The sequence below is a fragment of the Parashewanella curva genome (assembly GCF_003675895.1).
GTDB lineage: Bacteria > Pseudomonadota > Gammaproteobacteria > Enterobacterales > Shewanellaceae > Parashewanella > Parashewanella curva.
The window spans coordinates 43367-60173 of record NZ_ML014769.1; the positions used below are offsets into that span (position 1 = coordinate 43367).

14 protein-coding genes are annotated in these 16807 nt (G+C 39.2%); 9 read left to right on the forward strand and 5 right to left on the reverse strand.

All coding sequences use genetic code 11. From position 1 onward, the window contains the following. The first annotated feature begins 321 nt into the window (after positions 1–321). The 5 genes from D5018_RS08445 (at position 322) to D5018_RS08465 (ending at position 6459) form a co-directional block, all read left to right on the forward strand. The gene (locus tag D5018_RS08445) at positions 322–1140 is read left to right on the forward strand and encodes a hypothetical protein (protein ID WP_121838573.1); all 819 of its coding nucleotides are present in this window, start codon (positions 322–324) and stop codon (positions 1138–1140) included. 427 nt (positions 1141–1567) lie between these two features. Continuing rightward, positions 1568–3001 (forward strand): hypothetical protein, encoded by a 1434-nt coding sequence (locus D5018_RS08450; RefSeq protein WP_121838574.1) that lies wholly within the window; start codon positions 1568–1570, stop codon positions 2999–3001. Positions 3002–3125: 124 nt separating this feature from the next. Beyond that, positions 3126–3695 (forward strand): alkyl hydroperoxide reductase subunit C, encoded by a 570-nt coding sequence (gene ahpC, locus D5018_RS08455; protein ID WP_121838575.1) that lies wholly within the window; start codon positions 3126–3128, stop codon positions 3693–3695. A gap of 81 nt (positions 3696–3776) precedes the next feature. Then, complete coding sequence (gene ahpF, locus D5018_RS08460) at positions 3777–5318, forward strand: alkyl hydroperoxide reductase subunit F (RefSeq protein ID WP_121838576.1); 1542 nt, start codon at positions 3777–3779, stop codon at positions 5316–5318. Positions 5319–5640: 322 nt separating this feature from the next. Then, entirely contained in the window at positions 5641–6459 is an 819-nt protein-coding gene (locus tag D5018_RS08465; protein ID WP_121838577.1) for a hypothetical protein, read from the forward strand. Between the two features lie 8 nt (positions 6460–6467). Here the strand turns inward: D5018_RS08465 and queG are convergent, their stop codons facing one another. Further along, entirely contained in the window at positions 6468–7625 is a 1158-nt protein-coding gene (gene queG / locus D5018_RS08470) for a tRNA epoxyqueuosine(34) reductase QueG (RefSeq protein WP_121838578.1), read from the reverse strand. A gap of 218 nt (positions 7626–7843) precedes the next feature. Here queG and D5018_RS08475 point away from each other — a divergent pair, with 218 nt between their 5' ends. Continuing rightward, positions 7844–8527: a hypothetical protein gene (locus tag D5018_RS08475; RefSeq protein ID WP_133309258.1), complete on the forward strand. Its 684-nt coding sequence runs from the start codon at positions 7844–7846 to the stop codon at positions 8525–8527. A gap of 61 nt (positions 8528–8588) precedes the next feature. Here D5018_RS08475 and D5018_RS08480 read toward each other — a convergent pair whose 3' ends face one another. The 3 genes from D5018_RS08480 to D5018_RS08490 all read right to left on the reverse strand — a co-directional run bounded on the left by D5018_RS08480 (position 8589) and on the right by D5018_RS08490 (position 12462). Next, entirely contained in the window at positions 8589–10277 is a 1689-nt protein-coding gene (locus D5018_RS08480) for an NAD-dependent malic enzyme (RefSeq protein WP_121838580.1), read from the reverse strand. Positions 10278–10315: 38 nt separating this feature from the next. Next, a complete protein-coding gene (locus tag D5018_RS08485; protein WP_121838581.1) occupies positions 10316–10777 on the reverse strand; it encodes a YehS family protein in 462 nt (153 codons plus the stop codon). Positions 10778–11220: 443 nt separating this feature from the next. Then, positions 11221–12462 (reverse strand): ankyrin repeat domain-containing protein, encoded by a 1242-nt coding sequence (locus D5018_RS08490; RefSeq protein ID WP_121838582.1) that lies wholly within the window; start codon positions 12460–12462, stop codon positions 11221–11223. A gap of 144 nt (positions 12463–12606) precedes the next feature. On the opposite strand from D5018_RS08490, the gene D5018_RS08495 reads away from it, so the two are divergent. After that, positions 12607–14115, forward strand: coding sequence for a S10 family peptidase (locus D5018_RS08495; RefSeq protein ID WP_121838583.1), 1509 nt, complete (start codon positions 12607–12609; stop codon positions 14113–14115). Between the two features lie 110 nt (positions 14116–14225). Here D5018_RS08495 and D5018_RS08500 read toward each other — a convergent pair whose 3' ends face one another. Next, complete coding sequence (locus D5018_RS08500) at positions 14226–15725, reverse strand: ankyrin repeat domain-containing protein (protein WP_121838584.1); 1500 nt, start codon at positions 15723–15725, stop codon at positions 14226–14228. A gap of 198 nt (positions 15726–15923) precedes the next feature. On the opposite strand from D5018_RS08500, the gene D5018_RS08505 reads away from it, so the two are divergent. After that, positions 15924–16493 carry a LysE family translocator gene (locus tag D5018_RS08505; RefSeq protein ID WP_416351535.1) on the forward strand — a complete coding sequence of 190 codons (570 nt, stop codon included), beginning with the start codon at positions 15924–15926 and terminating at the stop codon, positions 16491–16493. A 3-nt stretch (positions 16494–16496) separates the two neighbouring features. Continuing rightward, positions 16497–16691 (forward strand): uracil-DNA glycosylase, encoded by a 195-nt coding sequence (locus D5018_RS08510; protein WP_121838586.1) that lies wholly within the window; start codon positions 16497–16499, stop codon positions 16689–16691. The last annotated feature ends 116 nt before the right edge of the window (positions 16692–16807 follow it).

Below are 16807 nucleotides of genomic sequence, written 5' to 3' on the forward strand. Positions count from 1 at the left end.
TGAGAAAAGCAATTTGGACTGCTTCATTTTTGGCTCTAATTTTGGCTCTGTTTACATTTTACCTTGTCTATACAAAACCCATATTCAATACCATTGAAACACACAATACCTCGCTAGACAAAGCAACTCCAATATCTACGCAAACAGCTAATAATAAGCCTAAAACTTTGGCAAAAAAATGCCGAAGTTGAACTCACCACTTCTCCCCCAATTCGCACTTGTGATGAGCCAACAATAGCCCAGTTACTTGAGCAGTTAGAGCAAGATTCATTAGAAAATGACTTACTCAAGACGCCAAGGCTCGTTAATGAACTATCAAAATTGACCACTTTTGAAGCTAAATTTGCATTTAGTATTCTCTCAAGCAAAACACAACAAGAAACGATAGAAAAACTGCGAGCTCTGATTAAAGACTCCCCAGACAATAAGTATCTTAATTATCAGTTGCTGTCTATGTGTGTTATCGACAAAGAACATCAATGCTCAACTTCTGTGATTGATTTCAGTATTGAAAACGATAAACAGAATGCAGCTGTTTGGATTTTGAAAGCCCAATATGAACTCAATAATAATCATTCAAAAAAACTAGAAGAGGCGATTATTGAAGCCGCTAATGCAGCACTTATCGATACTTATTGGGGGGAAAGTTACGGTGTATTCGATTCGGCCATTGAACAAGTTGGAGTGCCAAACTCCCTCCAAAGTAAAATGGCTGCTATAGGTATGGTTGCAGCCTTACCTATGTCTCCTTACCACAAGTTGATCCAGTACTGTAAAAACTTAAAACTTTCCCAAGCAGAAATGATTGAGTCTTGCTTACTTCTGGGTAAACAACTCAGTTATGGAAAAGCAACGCTACTTGAAAACTATATGGGTTATGCTTTGCAAGAACACGTCCATAAAAGGTTTAACAACACCAAGCGGTTAGATGAACTAAAACAAGAAAAGCAAAGACTAACTGAGACTATGAATTTATTTCAAGATGCGACTTCTTATTTATTCTTGAGTAACAACCGAACTTCAGAATGGATGCTAAAACAGAAAGAGGTTGGTGAGCTTGAAGCCGCCACCTACATTGTTGAAGAAGCCATTCGTCTTTCAGCCGATCCTAATTTTGATCCTTGCAAAGTCGATTGGTAAAGGTTAACTACGACTCAGGTCATTTACAACTGACTATAGACGCTTGGCACTGTCAATTATATCCAGATAAACTCAGCAAATTTGGGTTACTTTTCACTAGAGGGTAAAGGCTGTGCAATCAACTAAAGCTCACCATTCAATTGTCTTAGGTTAGACAAAAATAGGAAAGATCACACTAACGCATAAGACAAGTAACAAAACTCTTAAAAAAGCAATGAATTACACCTATAAGACACAAAATAAGGTAATGTTATCGAAGCATGGTATGAGTCTTTGCTTACACCTTCCTCAATGAATGAACATTTCAATAAAGACTGCTCCATTCCAAAACACTATTAGCTAGCTCATCAAGTTATTTTTCGATACACCTCGGTAGGTTTATATTGCTTCGAATAATTTTTGCTTAATTAATTGATATTAGATCAAAATGGCTTTTGCTGCTCAGCGTGACGATGAACTCATCAGCTCTTATATTTATAGACAAGACTCTGGGGTTTATAGTGAAGATTTTCCGCATAATTTAAAATATGGAGAATACTCCTTCACCCCTAATGACCTAACAAATCCAATACCTGCTGCCTTCTCTACATTTCACCAACCTCTAACTCAGTTTCCCCCCCAACAAAAAGAAGCAGAAGAAAAACTTTATATTTTAACTGATCAAGATGACTTAGAAATTGATGCCTTGCTTCAAGCTCCCCCAAGCATGGACGTTGCTAATAGCAGCCCTTCTGAACAAACGCCATCTGAAAAAGCCACTACCGTTGTAAAAACTCAACCTTACCTTCATCCGAATCATGCTTTAAGAGCAAAAACAGGCGTCCATTGTCAGCCGTCTAGACAATATCAACAAACGAGTAAAGAGTTTTCATTACTCAAAGACTCTGAGTTAGAAATAAAACTCATTGAGAATTCAAAAGAACCAAGCCGAATTGATGTCAGTTTTTCCCTTTCAGCTATCAAATTTCATACATGGGGAAGCCAGATAGAATACATAAACATGACGCATAAATTAACAAAAGTATCCACGCCCTCAGAAGCCAAAACAGTGACGTTACGAGAGATAAAAAAAATAACAGCCGCAACCTCTAGAGCTACACTCGAAAGAACGGCCTTAATCACTGCCTTCCTCCAGTACTGCATTAACAATCAATCGCTTGCGCCATTACCGGAAGTGCGCGACATATTATACCACCAATTAACCCCTTTCTCGGTGAACGTCTCTAAGACATTCTGCAGTATGTTTATTGCTTGCTGTATTGAGGCCGCTGATGTCGCTTCTGCTAAGAATATGCTTTTCGATATGCAAAAAACATTTTCACAAGTACCGAATGTTCATGTAATTAAGAGTCTATTACTGGTCTATGTAAGTGCTGGAGACTGTAAATCTGCATATCAATTGGTATGGAGAGGAACATTTCAAAAACACGGCATTAGTTACACAGATCAAATTTTCAAATACTTGTTGTTAAGTTATGTAAAAAACCGAGAAGTTAAGCGCGCATTTGAATGTCTCAAAAGAATGAACACACATTACCCTCGACATATAGACGAACAATGCTTTTTAGCTTTTTTAGCCGTCTGCCGCGTCTCTGACAATACATCCTTTGCCAAAGCAGCAATCTGCAGTGTTTGGCTTAATAAAAAAACGATAACCCCCACAATCACTCGAGCTTATATTGATATCTGTATATACAAAAATGATAAGAATGCGATAACGGAGTTCATGCATATTTCTCCATATCAAAGCATCTCATCTTTATACCGCAATTTATTACCTTCGCAGACTCTACAAGTGAAACAAATAGTGAATCCGCCATATCAACCTCGAAATCACTATCAAGGGCGACACAGAAAATAATCTAAAAATACGATTACAACGATTCATTTTATCCGTTATACAAGATAGATAAAACTCACTAACATTTGCTTCAACGACACGGCACTAAGCCAAATTAATTTATACCTACACTGGAGCAAACACCATGTCTCAATCATTGATTAATACAAAAGTAAAACCTTTTTCAGCTACTGCATTCCACAACGGTGACTTCGTTGAGCTAACCGAGCAAGATCTATTAGGTAAGTGGTCTGTAGTATTCTTCTACCCTGCTGACTTCACTTTCATTTGCCCTACTGAACTAGGCGATATGGCTGATCACTACGCTAAATTGCAAGAAATGGGCGTTGAAGTATATGCAGTGTCAACAGACAAGCACTTCACTCACAAAGCGTGGCACGATACTTCTGACACCATCAACAAAATCAAATTCCCAATGATTGGTGACCCAACTGCTGCTATCAGCCGAAACTTTGGTGTTCTAGTTGAAGAAGACGGCGTTGCACTTCGTGGTACATTTGTAGCGAACCCTGAAGGGGAAATCAAAATCGCAGAAATCCATGACCTAGGTATTGGACGTAGCGCTCAAGAACTGCTTCGTAAAATTCAAGCCGCTCAGTATGTAGCAACTCACGATGGTGAAGTTTGCCCTGCTGCTTGGACTCCGGGTGAAGAAACACTTGCACCATCTTTAGACTTAGTAGGAAAAATCTAAGTACGATTTCTATCTCTGCTAATTTGGGCATCGATATTGATGCCCTCTTATTTCCCTTCAGCATTTTTATAGGGCTTTGATATGTTAGATACCAATTTAAAAAACCAATTATCCGCTTATCTATCAAACTTGCGTCGCCCAATTGAGCTTCACGTTAATCTTGACTCTTCGGTTACTGCAAAACAACTTAACGAAATGGCAAATGAAATTGCCGAGCTTTCAAGTTTGATCAGCCTGAAAGAAGTCCCTAGCAAACGCGCTATAGAAATGACCGTATACTCGCCTGAAACTAAAAGCCGCATCTCTTTTGCAGGCATTCCAACGGGTCATGAATTTACTTCATTAGTATTGGCGTTACTTCACTCTGGTGGACACCCGATAAAATTAGATGAAGATGTTATCGAGCAAGTTCGACAATTAGAAGGCACCTTTGAATTTGAAACCTTCGTCTCATTAAGCTGCCAAAACTGCCCTGATGTCATTCAAGCGCTGAATATGATGGCGGCTATAAACCCAAACATTACTAATGTGATGATTGATGGAGCGGTATATCAAGATGAAGTCGATACTCGCAATATTATGGCTGTGCCCTCAGTATTTTTAAATGGCGAATCCTTCAGTCAAGGTCGTATCACTTTAAAAGATATTTTGGCTAAAGTTGATACAAAATCTGAAGCTCAAGCAGCAGAAAAAATCAATCAAAAAGATGAATTTGATGTATTGGTTGTAGGTGGAGGTCCAGCTGGATCTAGCGCCGCCATCTATGCCGCACGCAAAGGCCTAAAAACAGGAATTGTTGCTGATAAGTTTGGCGGTCAAGTGAGTGAAACCATTGGCATTGAGAACTTTATTTCAGTAAAAGCTACCGAAGGCCCTAAATTAGTGGCTAATTTAGAAGAACACGTAAAAGATTATGACGTTGACATTATGCAAGGTCAGCGTGCCAATAAGTTGATCACAGATAACGGCTTTACCATCGGTCTTGAATCTGGTGCCAGTTTAAAAAGTAAAACCGTATTGCTAGCAACGGGGGCTCGCTGGCGTGAAATGAACATTCCCGGTGAACAAGAATATCGCGGCAAAGGAGTAGCATACTGTCCACACTGTGATGGCCCATTATTTAAAGGTAAGCGTGTAGCTGTTATTGGAGGTGGTAACTCAGGCATTGAAGCCGCCATCGATTTAGCAGGCATTGTTGAACACGTTACTGTATTAGAGTTTGATAGTAAGCTTCGTGCTGATCAGGTGCTTCAAAACAAAGCGAATTCAATGGGCAATATCGATATTATTACTCAAGCCCAAACCACAGAGGTGATAGGTAATGGCACTAAAGTAACGGGACTCAATTATACAAACCGTGAAACAGGTGAGAACCATCATGTCGAACTAGCAGGAATTTTTGTTCAGATAGGTTTAGTGCCAAATACCGAATGGTTAGATTCAGTCGAACTAACGAATCGTGGGGAAGTCATTGTCGACAACCAAGGACAAACCAATATCCCCGGTGTATTTGCGTGTGGCGATGTAACCAACAGTGCTTATAAGCAAATCATTATTGCGATGGGTAGCGGTGCTACCGCTTCATTAGGTGCATTTGACCATTTAATCAGGCAAGCAGCTTAATTCAAAAATTTATTGGTATTATCCTCTTGGTTTTATCCCAAGAGGATGTCTAACCAAGAAAACATTATACCATTCACATCAATTAACTGTGTCATTAGGGACAATTTTCTAAGTCAGTACAAGGCGCAGTAACGATGCATAGCCATAGCTATGGTGAGGAGTTGCAACGCAGTAATGTCGACGAACCTTTTCAATTTAAGACGTAGTTATCTGGTACGAATGGGATTATTTCTTAAATCATTTTCTTATTAACCTTTATTTACTTGTTATTCCGTCCCCTGCCTTTTATAACTAATATCTATGCCTAATCAGGATATTGTTTATGTCATGCTTAAAACCCGTTATAGATTATTTTTGGTCTGGATCGTTAAGCAATCAATTACGTAACGAGTATCTTCATCAGGTAAGAACAAATGGCAAACAAAACACTCATAGCAAATTTATTCATGAAAACGACAGCTATTACATAGAGGAAGTTTCTATATTTAGTCCAAAAGATAAAGGAAGAGTTGTTTATAAAGTTGCAGGCCCATTTAAAGCAGAATCAACATCAGGTGGCTTAACTTTTCAGAGAATTTTCTTGTTTCACCATATTGGAGACAATTACGGAACATTAAAAGAGCGGTTTGCTGAAAACCAAATTAATGACCCAAAGCACGTCAATATCAGAGCTAAACTAGAGCAAATCGTCAATGACGAAAGTAATTACACAGTTGCTTCGTCGATTGACTTGGTTCGCCAAGGAGTAGAATTCAAAAGGTTTCACGAACAAAGAAAATCAGAGGCCTCTCCCACAGTATACTTTCTGCAAGCTTGCAACCCTCTGGAGACGAATAATTCGAGGAGCCAGGATAGGAATACGCCACAACCTGTGGAAACACAACAAAGAATAGCAACAGCAACAGAAAGGGCGATAGAGGATGGCTTTTCGGTAATTGATGTGTCCTATAGAGCAGCTAGAAGCAATTCCCCAAGAGTTCGTTTATCGCCATTAAACTGTGAACAAACAGGTGAGCCTAATGCACAATTACAAACTCAACCATTACCAACTACCGAAGAGCTTTTAGCTACATACCCCGCACAATCAACCAATATTTTTTCAATGGGCTTTGGGTATTTAAAAAGAAAGTGGAATTCCTAGAAAACGGTTTAGCGATCACGTTGTAATCCCCTTTCAACCGCCTTGATAACTCGAAGTGTTTTTCGATTAATATCCAATTCGCTTTCACGCTTGATATTCTGCTGCTCAAGCGCCCAATCAATATGCTCGCGTACCATTTCTGAAACATCGTGTGCATCACGCTTCAGTTTTAGCACTTGTATAATTTCTTCTGAAAACGGCGCATTACCTAATGCAATGGCTATATTTCTCAGCCATAGTGAATGACCAATACGGCGTATCGCACTGCCCTGCATTCGAGTTAAAAACTCCTGATCTGTCCACTGGAATAAGTCCACCAGCTTAGGCAGTTTTATGGCATCTCGAATATGGAAATCCCACTCTTCTGTTAGAGGAGCTTCGCTATTGACTGGACACACCAACTGACAGTCATCACAACCATAAATGCGATTCCCTATTAACGGACGAAACTCTTCAGGAATAGAACCTTGATGCTCAATGGTAAGATAAGAGATACAACGACGCCCATCCACCACATAAGGTTCAACAATAGCATTGGTTGGGCAAGACTTAATACAGGCTACGCATTTACCACATTCATTATTAACAGGTTCATCAACTGGCAAAGGGACATTAATTAATAACTCCCCTAGAAAAAACCAGCTACCCGCATTACGACTCAGTATTAATGAGTGTTTGCCTGTCCAGCCAATTCCAGCTTTATCGGCTAAAGGGCGTTCAAGAATAGGCGCAGAATCCACAAATGGTCGATATTCCGGCATAGCTTCACCAAGCTCTTGTAAATGGCTGGCAATTCTATCACCAAGCTTTTTGATTCGATTACGCATCATTTTGTGATAATCACGACCGCCAGCATAACGCGAGATATAACCTAAATTAGGATCTTTAAGGTTAGTGGCAAATCCAGCTTCTGGTGGCAGATAATCCATTCTGACACTGATCACTCTTAGGCAACCCGGCTGTAGCTCGTGAGGTCTTGCCCGCATCATGCCATGATTCGCCATGTAGTGCATTTCACCGTGGTAGCCTTTATCTAACCACTCTTGCAGCTTTGGCTCTTCATCTGCTAAATCGGTATCACAAATGCCAACATGAGCAAAGCCTATCTCTTTAGCCCAAGATTTTATATTATCGGCTAATATTTTAAGCTGAGAAGAATTGAGCATTTCAAAAAATTAATAAATTGTAATTAGGAGATATTATACCACTGTATTTACACTGTCCCCACTACAGCTTAACAACTCCAAAATGCGACTTAAACATGTCCCCTTGGCTTCAGCTTAATCCAATACAGCGAAGATATATCCAAGCTTATCAAGCTACTGTAGAAAGAGATATTACATCAAAAGTGATTTCTTTCATCTTCGAAGGAAACAAATACACAGTGATTCAAATCGAGGGGGACCTTGTATCTTTATCTATATCTCCATTACTCAACTTAAAATTTCAGCCAAAATCGGCTGTATCTGGCATTGATAAGATTGCTGTATTCTCAACCTTAAACGAAAAAAAAGTTCGGAAATCCCTTAAACAATTTTTTAAAAATCAAGGTAAGACCAGCCAAAGAGATATTCCTATTGATGAAGAAAATGATCTTGAAGTTGCTGAAGTTTCACGAAGAGCAAAACTAACCTTTGGTTGTTATGTCGAGAATCTAAAAAAAGCTAACAACCTAACTCCTATATGCTTTTCTGAATCACCACAAAACACAATATGCACAGCAATAATTCCAGTAATCAAACCCAAGCCAGAATACCACCAGCATACTCCACTATATGCTCGCTCAAAAGAATTAACTGAAGCTGTCGATGAGTTACTCGAAGAAACAATAAATGAAGAAACTAAAGATACCCTTCAAGAAGAAATAATCGCTGAAATAAGCAAAGTAGAACTAGCCAAACTAATACAAGAAGAAGTTAAAGAGATAATAAAAGAAGAAATTGAAGACGAAAAACTGATTCGATTACGCATTAAAACAAATTTGATACAACAAAATATTTTTAGCATTTTAGTGTATTATGTTTGCTTTGTATTGGCTTGTATTGTGATTGAACTCATTAGAGAATGAAAAATATAGAGCACCTTAGTGATGCTCTATAAACTATCTTTACCGATTATAAGATGAAGACTTAGAAAGAAGTACGTTTATAGCTACGATATTCCGGCTGCCAAAAACTCTTTTCAATACTTCTAAGGATGTGCTCATCTGTAATTGGGCGAGCCACGCCATCTTCAATGGCTGCTTTAGCAACAGCGAAAGCAATTTTTTTACTCACTTCATGGATTTTTTCCAATGAAGGCAATAATTGCCCTTCACCTTCTTGTGCTAAAGGAGAACACTCTGCTAAAGCACGACTTGAAGCCATTAGCATTGCGTCAGTGACACGCTTAGATTTAACTGCAATCACCCCAAGTCCAATCCCTGGGAAAATATAACTGTTGTTACACTGAGCAATTTCAAAAGTTTTATCACCTAACACAACCGGTTTAAATGGGCTACCCGTTGCCACTAACGCTTGGCCATTTGTCCATTTCAAGATATTTTGAGGTGTGGCTTCAACACGACTTGTCGGATTGGAAAGTGGGAATACAATCGGGCGTTCACAATGCTGATGCATGGTTTTGATCACGTCTTCAGTGAATAGCCCTGGCGCACCTGACACTCCAATCAATACTGTCGGTTTAGCATGCGTGATCACATCGATAAGAGAGACATTTTCACCAGCACCATTCCAATCTTTCGTAATTCCGGTGTGCTGAGCTAGTTTTTGCTGGAAAGGCAATAAATTAGGCATACTGTCTAAAAGTAGTCCCCAGCGATCAACCATAAATACTCGTGAGCGTGCTTCTGACTCTGAAATACCTTCAGATTCCATTTGTGCCACAATGGCTTCAGCAATTCCACAACCAGCACTACCTGCACCAACAAAAGTAATACGCTGCTCACTTAGCTTAGTACCTGCTGCTTTACAGGCTGCTAATAAAGAGCCAACTGTAACGGCTGCTGTACCTTGAATATCATCGTTAAAGCAGCAGTATTTATCTTTATAACGCTCCAGAAGTGGCATCGCATTCTTTTGTGCGAAATCTTCAAATTGGATTAGAGCTTCTGGCCAACGCTCTTTAACCGCCGACATAAAGTCTTCAATAAATTCAGCGTACTCATCACCAGCAATACGTGGATGACGCCATCCCATATACATAGGGTCATCCAATAACTGTTGATTATCGGTGCCAACATCTAAGGTAATCGGTAAGGTGTGTGCTGGAGATATACCACCACAGCTAGTGTAGAGAGCGAGCTTACCGATTGGGATACCCATACCACCAATACCTTGATCTCCCAAACCAAGAATACGTTCACCATCAGTGATCACAATCACCTTAACTTTATGGCGTGTGGAGTTGTTAAGAATATCACTGATGCGCTCACGATTTGGGTAAGAAATAAATAACCCACGATTTCGGCGGTAATTCTTAGAGAATTGCTCACAAGCTGAACCTACCGTTGGCGTGTAGATGATTGGCATCATCTCTGTAATGTGATTCTGCACCAAACGATAAAACAGAGTTTCATTGGTATCTTGAATATTTCTCAAGAAAATATGCTTGTTTACATCACTATCAAAGCGACTATATTGTGCATAAGCTCGTGATGCCTGCTCTTCGATTGTTTCGATAACCTGAGGCAATAACCCTTCAAGATTAAAGAAAATGCGTTCTTCTTCAGTAAACGCGGTGCCTTTGTTGATCAATGGCGCTTCTAGAATTGCTGGACCAGCGTAGGGAAGATACAGCGGACGTTTTTTATCACCCATCTAATAGACCTTTAACATTGGTTGTAATGAATGGGAAGTTACTTCCCTTGATACTTTAATGATAACCCTTTGATGAAATTACGTAACATTTGATCACCACAAGGTTTGAAATTTTTATGCTCAGGATTACGAAAAATCGCACCAAGCTCTGACTTTGACATTCGTAAATCTGCCAGAGCTAGGACATTAATGATATCTTGCTCTTTTAGCTCAAAAGCGACTCTCAACTTTTTAAAAATTTGATTATTATTCAATTTGGTTGGCTTAGGCAGCTCGCTTCCTTCACGTAAACCCCGTTTCTCAATAATAAGCCCATCTAAGAATCGACATAACACTTTATCAATACATGGAACGAACTGTTTATCATCTTCTTTTCTTAGTAGATGATGAAGTTCGACATTGGTTAGGGTTTGGCCAGTGTGAGAGAACATAGAGAGCATCTTGGCATCATCGTAATCTAAAACGAAACGCAGTCGGCGCAAAATATCATTGTTATTCATGGTAAATTTATCAGTAAGAGCTTTAGGGTGGCATTATATACTGAAAATAGACTTTTAATGCTGCATTTTGATGGATAACTTATGCGTGATATAACGCAAGTCTTAAATCCTTATAGGTAATCAATAAAACACTCTGTTTAGATATTAGGGCGTGTTGATCTTTCGTGATTATTTTTGCAGCGATAAATTGGTTATCTTATGCAAGGCAGAGTTTGTGCAGTGTGGTTATTACCGACATACAAACCTGTCGTTACTTCGTTTCCACATAAACAAACGGTAACGCAGCAGAAGTGACCAATTTACGCTGTCTTCGATGCTTTTGAGCACTTCCTGTTCTGTGTTGTGACCAGTTTACTTAGATGGCTAAGCTTCACTGCTCACGCCTTGAACAAAAAGCGCTCAAATAGCACGAAGTTTAATCCTGAAAGATCAACACGCCCTAGCTAAAGAAACTTTTTCTTCACATAATTTATTACAGTTCCTACAACGGTCAGTTCATTATTTTTTGCTGATTTATAATCTTCTTCGTGTCTCTCTTCCTGTGATTCTTGCTGCACGTATTCCCATTCATCAACAACCTCATCAGGAACAGTGATATTGCTAACTAAAGCTACAAGTGATGCTCTATCATCGATATATTTATATTCTCTCGCTATTTCAAGAGCTGTTTTTCCGAAAGAATCTCTCAATTGTGCATCAGCTCCAGCATCCATAAGAGCCTCTACTATCCCTTTATCGCCTCGCCTTACAGCAGTATGCAAAGGCAAGTCACCATTGGGGCCTCCCTTATTGACATCAGCATTATGCTTGAGCAAGGTTTGTACCGTCTTCGAATATCCGTTGTTGCACGCAAGCATTAGTGCCGTTTCCCCCTGATGACTAATAAAATTGAGTAATTCCTTATCTCTGGATAAAAAGCTTTCCATCATTTTTTCTGATTGCATGCGACAGACACTGAAAAAAACATAATCCCCATGGTAATGAGTCACTCTTGTTGAGCCTTGTTTGTTTAACAATAGCTCAAGCATATCCTCATCGAAATGCTGAATAGCATAGGCAATAGGCGTAATGTGTACAGCATTAGAGCAGCGCGTTGAAGCATCATAATCTAGCAATAAGCGCACACAGTCATACCGCTTGTTCTTAACCGCCATCATCAAAGCGGTATCCCCTGAATATTGATCACGTTTATCAACGCTTACACCTGCTTTTAACTGTTGTTCCAAAGTATTTCTATCACCGCTACTAGCTGCCGCCCACAAATCCCCATGTCGCCCCTCGTTATTCAGCTCTGACACCATTTTGTTTAATGCTGTTTTAACCGTTTTTTTATCGTTCCACTTATCTAAAAAGCGCTGTTTATCTGATAAGTCTTGCATAGGAATATCATTGGATTGTTCAGAAGTGTCGCGAGCGCTTCTCAAACTGACTGCTTCTACGGTTTGAGAGAAAAACGCTTTAAAACCTGACGAAACATCACAGCTGTACGTGAATGCTCTATAAGATGAGGACACTAGATACTCTATCGATAGTGCTGTTGTTGGTTCAACAAATCGAACTGTAAATGATGAGTCTGCTCTCTCAATACCATTAGCAAGCTTTGTTAGCTCTGATGTAGATGCATACTGATTGACGTTAATTTCGACTACTTTGTTTTTTTGTGTCGATACAGCTGAACTAGCCATACTCTTTCTCACTGCTGTTTCAATATAAAAAGCATAGTTGAAGCAAAAGGTTAGAGGTATTTTTAATAACACCTTTGCTTACAAAAAGTCTTTTTATTTTTATTGCCAGTTCAGTAAGCTAACAGCAATAAATAGGAGATCATTATGTCTTTAGGAAAAGATTTGAGTCGTCAAGCATTACTACTTGCCGTTTCATTATTGTTCATAACCCCAAATGCGTTAGCAGCTAAAAACCCAACTGAACCTATAGCTAAACCAAAAGTTTCAACGACTAATCATAAAGTTGAAATTAGTGGGGAAACAGTGCGCTATAATGCCATTGCTGGCGGAACTTTATTAAAAAATGAAAAAGGTGAAGCTACGGCCAATATCTTTTCAAGCACATATCTGCGTACGAATTCTGATAGTGACAAGCCAAGGCCAGTAACTTTTGTGTTCAATGGTGGCCCCGGCTCAGCTTCCATTTGGTTACACCTTGGTATTTATGGCCCCAAAAGAGTGGTTGTTCCAACTAATGCAAAAGATGATGGTGCCGCACCTTATCAGTTAGTGGACAATCAATTCTCTCTTTTAGATGTCACTGACTTAGTATTTATCGATCCTGTGGGAACTGGTGTTAGTCATGCTGTGGGCAAAGCCAAAGACAAGGATTTTTGGGGCGTAAAACAAGATGCAAAATCTATTGCCCAATTTATTCGCCAGTGGCTAACTAAGCAAAACCGTTGGAATTCTCCAAAATATTTAGCTGGTGAAAGCTATGGCACTGTGCGAGCCGCAGCGGTAACAAATGAGCTGCAAGGTAGTTGGACTGACGTATCTCTTAATGGCGTTATGCTGATTTCTTCTATTTTAGACTTAACCCATGCACGTTATCAGCCGGGCAATAACCAGCCTTATATTGGTTTCTTACCAACCATGGCAGCAACGGCATATTATCACGGTAAAGTATCACAAGCCGATAAAGCACTAGGTCTTGAAAGGTTTGTAGAAGCCTCTCGTCAATTTGCACTTAATGATTATGCCCTAGCATTGCTACAAGGTAGCCGTTTATCTGACGATAAGCGTCAGCAGACCATTAAAGAACTAGCTCGCTTTACCGGTCTAAAACCAAGTTATTTAGATGCTGTAAACCTAAGAGTCAGTGCTCATCGTTTCCAAAAAGAGTTACTAAGAAATCAACACAAAACTGTCGGGCGTTTAGATAGCCGTTATATTGGTAAAGACTATGACTCTGGCGGCGAACGTATCGATGCAGACCCATCAGGTTATGGTATTGACGGCGCTTATACAGCTGCCATTAACCACTATTTAACTAACGATTTGAAAGTGAAGCTAGATAGACAATTTCAAGTGTTATCAGGAAAAGTATTCGCGGGTTGGGATTGGCGTATGAGTGGTAATCGTTTGCATTTTGTTAACGTAGCGCCTTACTTAAGTAAAGCTCAACGTGAAAACCGTGACTTCAAGATATTTGTTGCTAATGGTTATTTTGATATGGCTACGCCTTTCTTTGCAACCGAAAACACCATCGCCGACAATGGTTTTGATGCTAGCCGAGTCGATATGAAATATTATCCAGCGGGACACATGATGTATGTTGAGGATAAATCCCTTAAACAACTTTCCGATGATTTAAGGAGCTTTTATAAATAATTATTTTAGGGCTGATGATTCACCCATCAGCCTTTTATCTCATTTAACCCTTAATAAGACTTATGACAGTCTATGCTTATCATCGCAAATATTAACATTAGACAGGAAGTTCAATATCCACGTCTTCGTCGCCTTGAATTCTGTGTTGCTTTTGCTTGCATTCCATCAATATTATTTTGACTCTTTATATACTTAAGATCATGACCAAGTTTATCTTTTACAGTCACATCCGCTCCCATTTGCTCTAGGTATTCTATAGTTCCTTGATGACCATTTTTTGCAGCAAGTATTAAAGCCGAATTTCCATCACCATCAACTTGTTCTAAGTTTATAGTGGCTTCATGGGACATTAACGACTTTATCCCCTTTGTATTGCCTTTTTCAGCAAGAATATGCAGAGGCGCTTTACCATTTTGGTCAACAACGCTAGTACTGGCTTTATAGCACATTAGTGCCCCTATACAATTTAAATTCCCTTTTTCTGCTGCTATATGTAATGGAGTCGAAACTTGTAAGCTTTTATTAGGAAATAAGGAATAGTTAGGTTCTGCACCTAGTTTAAGTAGTGTGGTAACGCACGAATAACTCTCTAAGCGAGTCGCAGTCATTAGAGGTGTATTATTGAATTTATCAGAGTCATTCACTGCCAATCCATGCTGATTGAGTAACATAACGCATCCAGCATTTTCACTTTCTACCGCCAGCATTAAGGCCGTTTGCCCACTGTGCGTTCGAGCCGTGATTTCTGCACCGTGTTCAATTAAAAAGTCAATACACAAATAATAACCATTCAATGCTGCTACCATCAGAGGAGACTTACCTTGTTTATCGGTATGGTTTATATTCGCGCCACTATTAAGCAATAAGTGTATACATGTTGTACATCCGATACCTGCCGCATAAAGTAGTGGTGTTCTATTTGAGTCATCTAATGCATGAACATCAGCCCCTCTCTCAACTAACTCAGAAACTAACTTATAGTTTCCTCTTTTAGAAGCATGATGCAAAGCGGTCATGCTGTGAGCACCCGTTTGATTCACATCGATATCGTCTCTAGATAATAATAATTTAATACTCTTTTTAGAGTCTTTGATAATGGCAACTTGTAAAAGAGTATGACCCGCTCCGTACTTATGAGTAAGATCCGCCCCTTTTTCTATGATGTATTTGACACAGAGTATTTTGTCATGGCTGATGGCGTGTACTATGGCACTGTTTCCCCACGCATCAACTCTGTCTATATTCAGACCTCTCTCTAATGCTTGACAGATTAATTTTCGACTGCCAGTTGCACTTAAATTATCGAAGAAGAACAAATACCAATTGGTGAAGGAACCTATTTTTTTACATAAGTAGTTTCGCTTTTTTATTTTAGAGTCAAAAGGCTTGTGAGTAACAAAGGGAACAGCCTCATAAGCCTTGTACCTTACGTGTGCTTTGACTTTGAACTCAACGGTCTCTTCACCATCCATGCATCTAAAATGGATATAAACAGGATATAGTTTTTCTTTTTTGGAATTGAAACCGGCTCTGTCTATTTGAGAATCAATCTGCTGTGACAGAAATTGATAATCCGATTGATTAAATGGAAGTGTAAGAGCATAACTCATCCTTCATTCCTTAGATAAATCACTATTCTTTAAATCTATTAGAATGTACTGAAAAGCAATAGCTTGAATTGTTATACCTTACAATTAATCAGCGTTACTCGTGTTTATGGTATATTGCAGTTCATTTAATAATATCCGGAGTTTTCTTTGACACTCACGACTTGGTTTGGCCTTTTGGCTATTTGTTGCTTGGGTGCTATGTCCCCAGGTCCTTCACTTGCTATGGTTATTCGCCACACTGTAAGCAGTAGCCGTCTACACGGTATTGTTTGTGCATGGGCACATTCTTTGGGTATTGGCTTTTATGCGCTAATTACTGTTTTAGGATTAGCCATCGTTCTAAAACACTCTCCACTTTTATTTAATTCCATTGCTGTATTAGGAGCGATTTACTTAGCTTGGCTGGGATATAAGGCTTTACATTCAAAAGGCGGAATGAATGACAAATTAGCTGGAGGGGAGCAATCAAGTTTAACCCAAGCCGCTAGAGATGGCTTAGCGATTTCGCTATTTAACCCAAAGATTTTATTGTTCTTTTTGGCTTTGTTCAGCCAATTCGTGCAAGATGCGAATGCTCATACTTCACAAGCAATTATTGTGCTGACACCTCTGGTAGTTGATGGATTATGGTATACCTTGATTGCCTTAGTGCTTTCTCATTCTGCTATTTTGCCTAAATTAAGAAATAATTCAGCTATGATCGACAAGCTGTCTGGCATTATCCTTATAGCCTTAGCATTGCGTGTTATTTTCACTTTGGAGTTTTAAATTATGCCGAATCAATGGCAAGCTTTTATTGAGTCTGAATCTCAACAACAGTATTACTCTGAGTTAATGGGCTTTTTAGAAACCGAAGCTCAAGCAGGAAAGGTGATTTATCCACCGCAGGATGAAGTCTTTAGTGCGTTTAAATTGACACCATTAAGCCAGACAAAAGTGGTGATCATTGGTTATTTCGTTTTTTAATAATATGTTTCCAATTTAGTTATTCCTCATAACAAAAAGTTGTTACCAACATAGTTAGAATTAATCTCTATCTTATTGCTTGTTAGAGTATTTTTTGATAATAATTGGGTAACGAA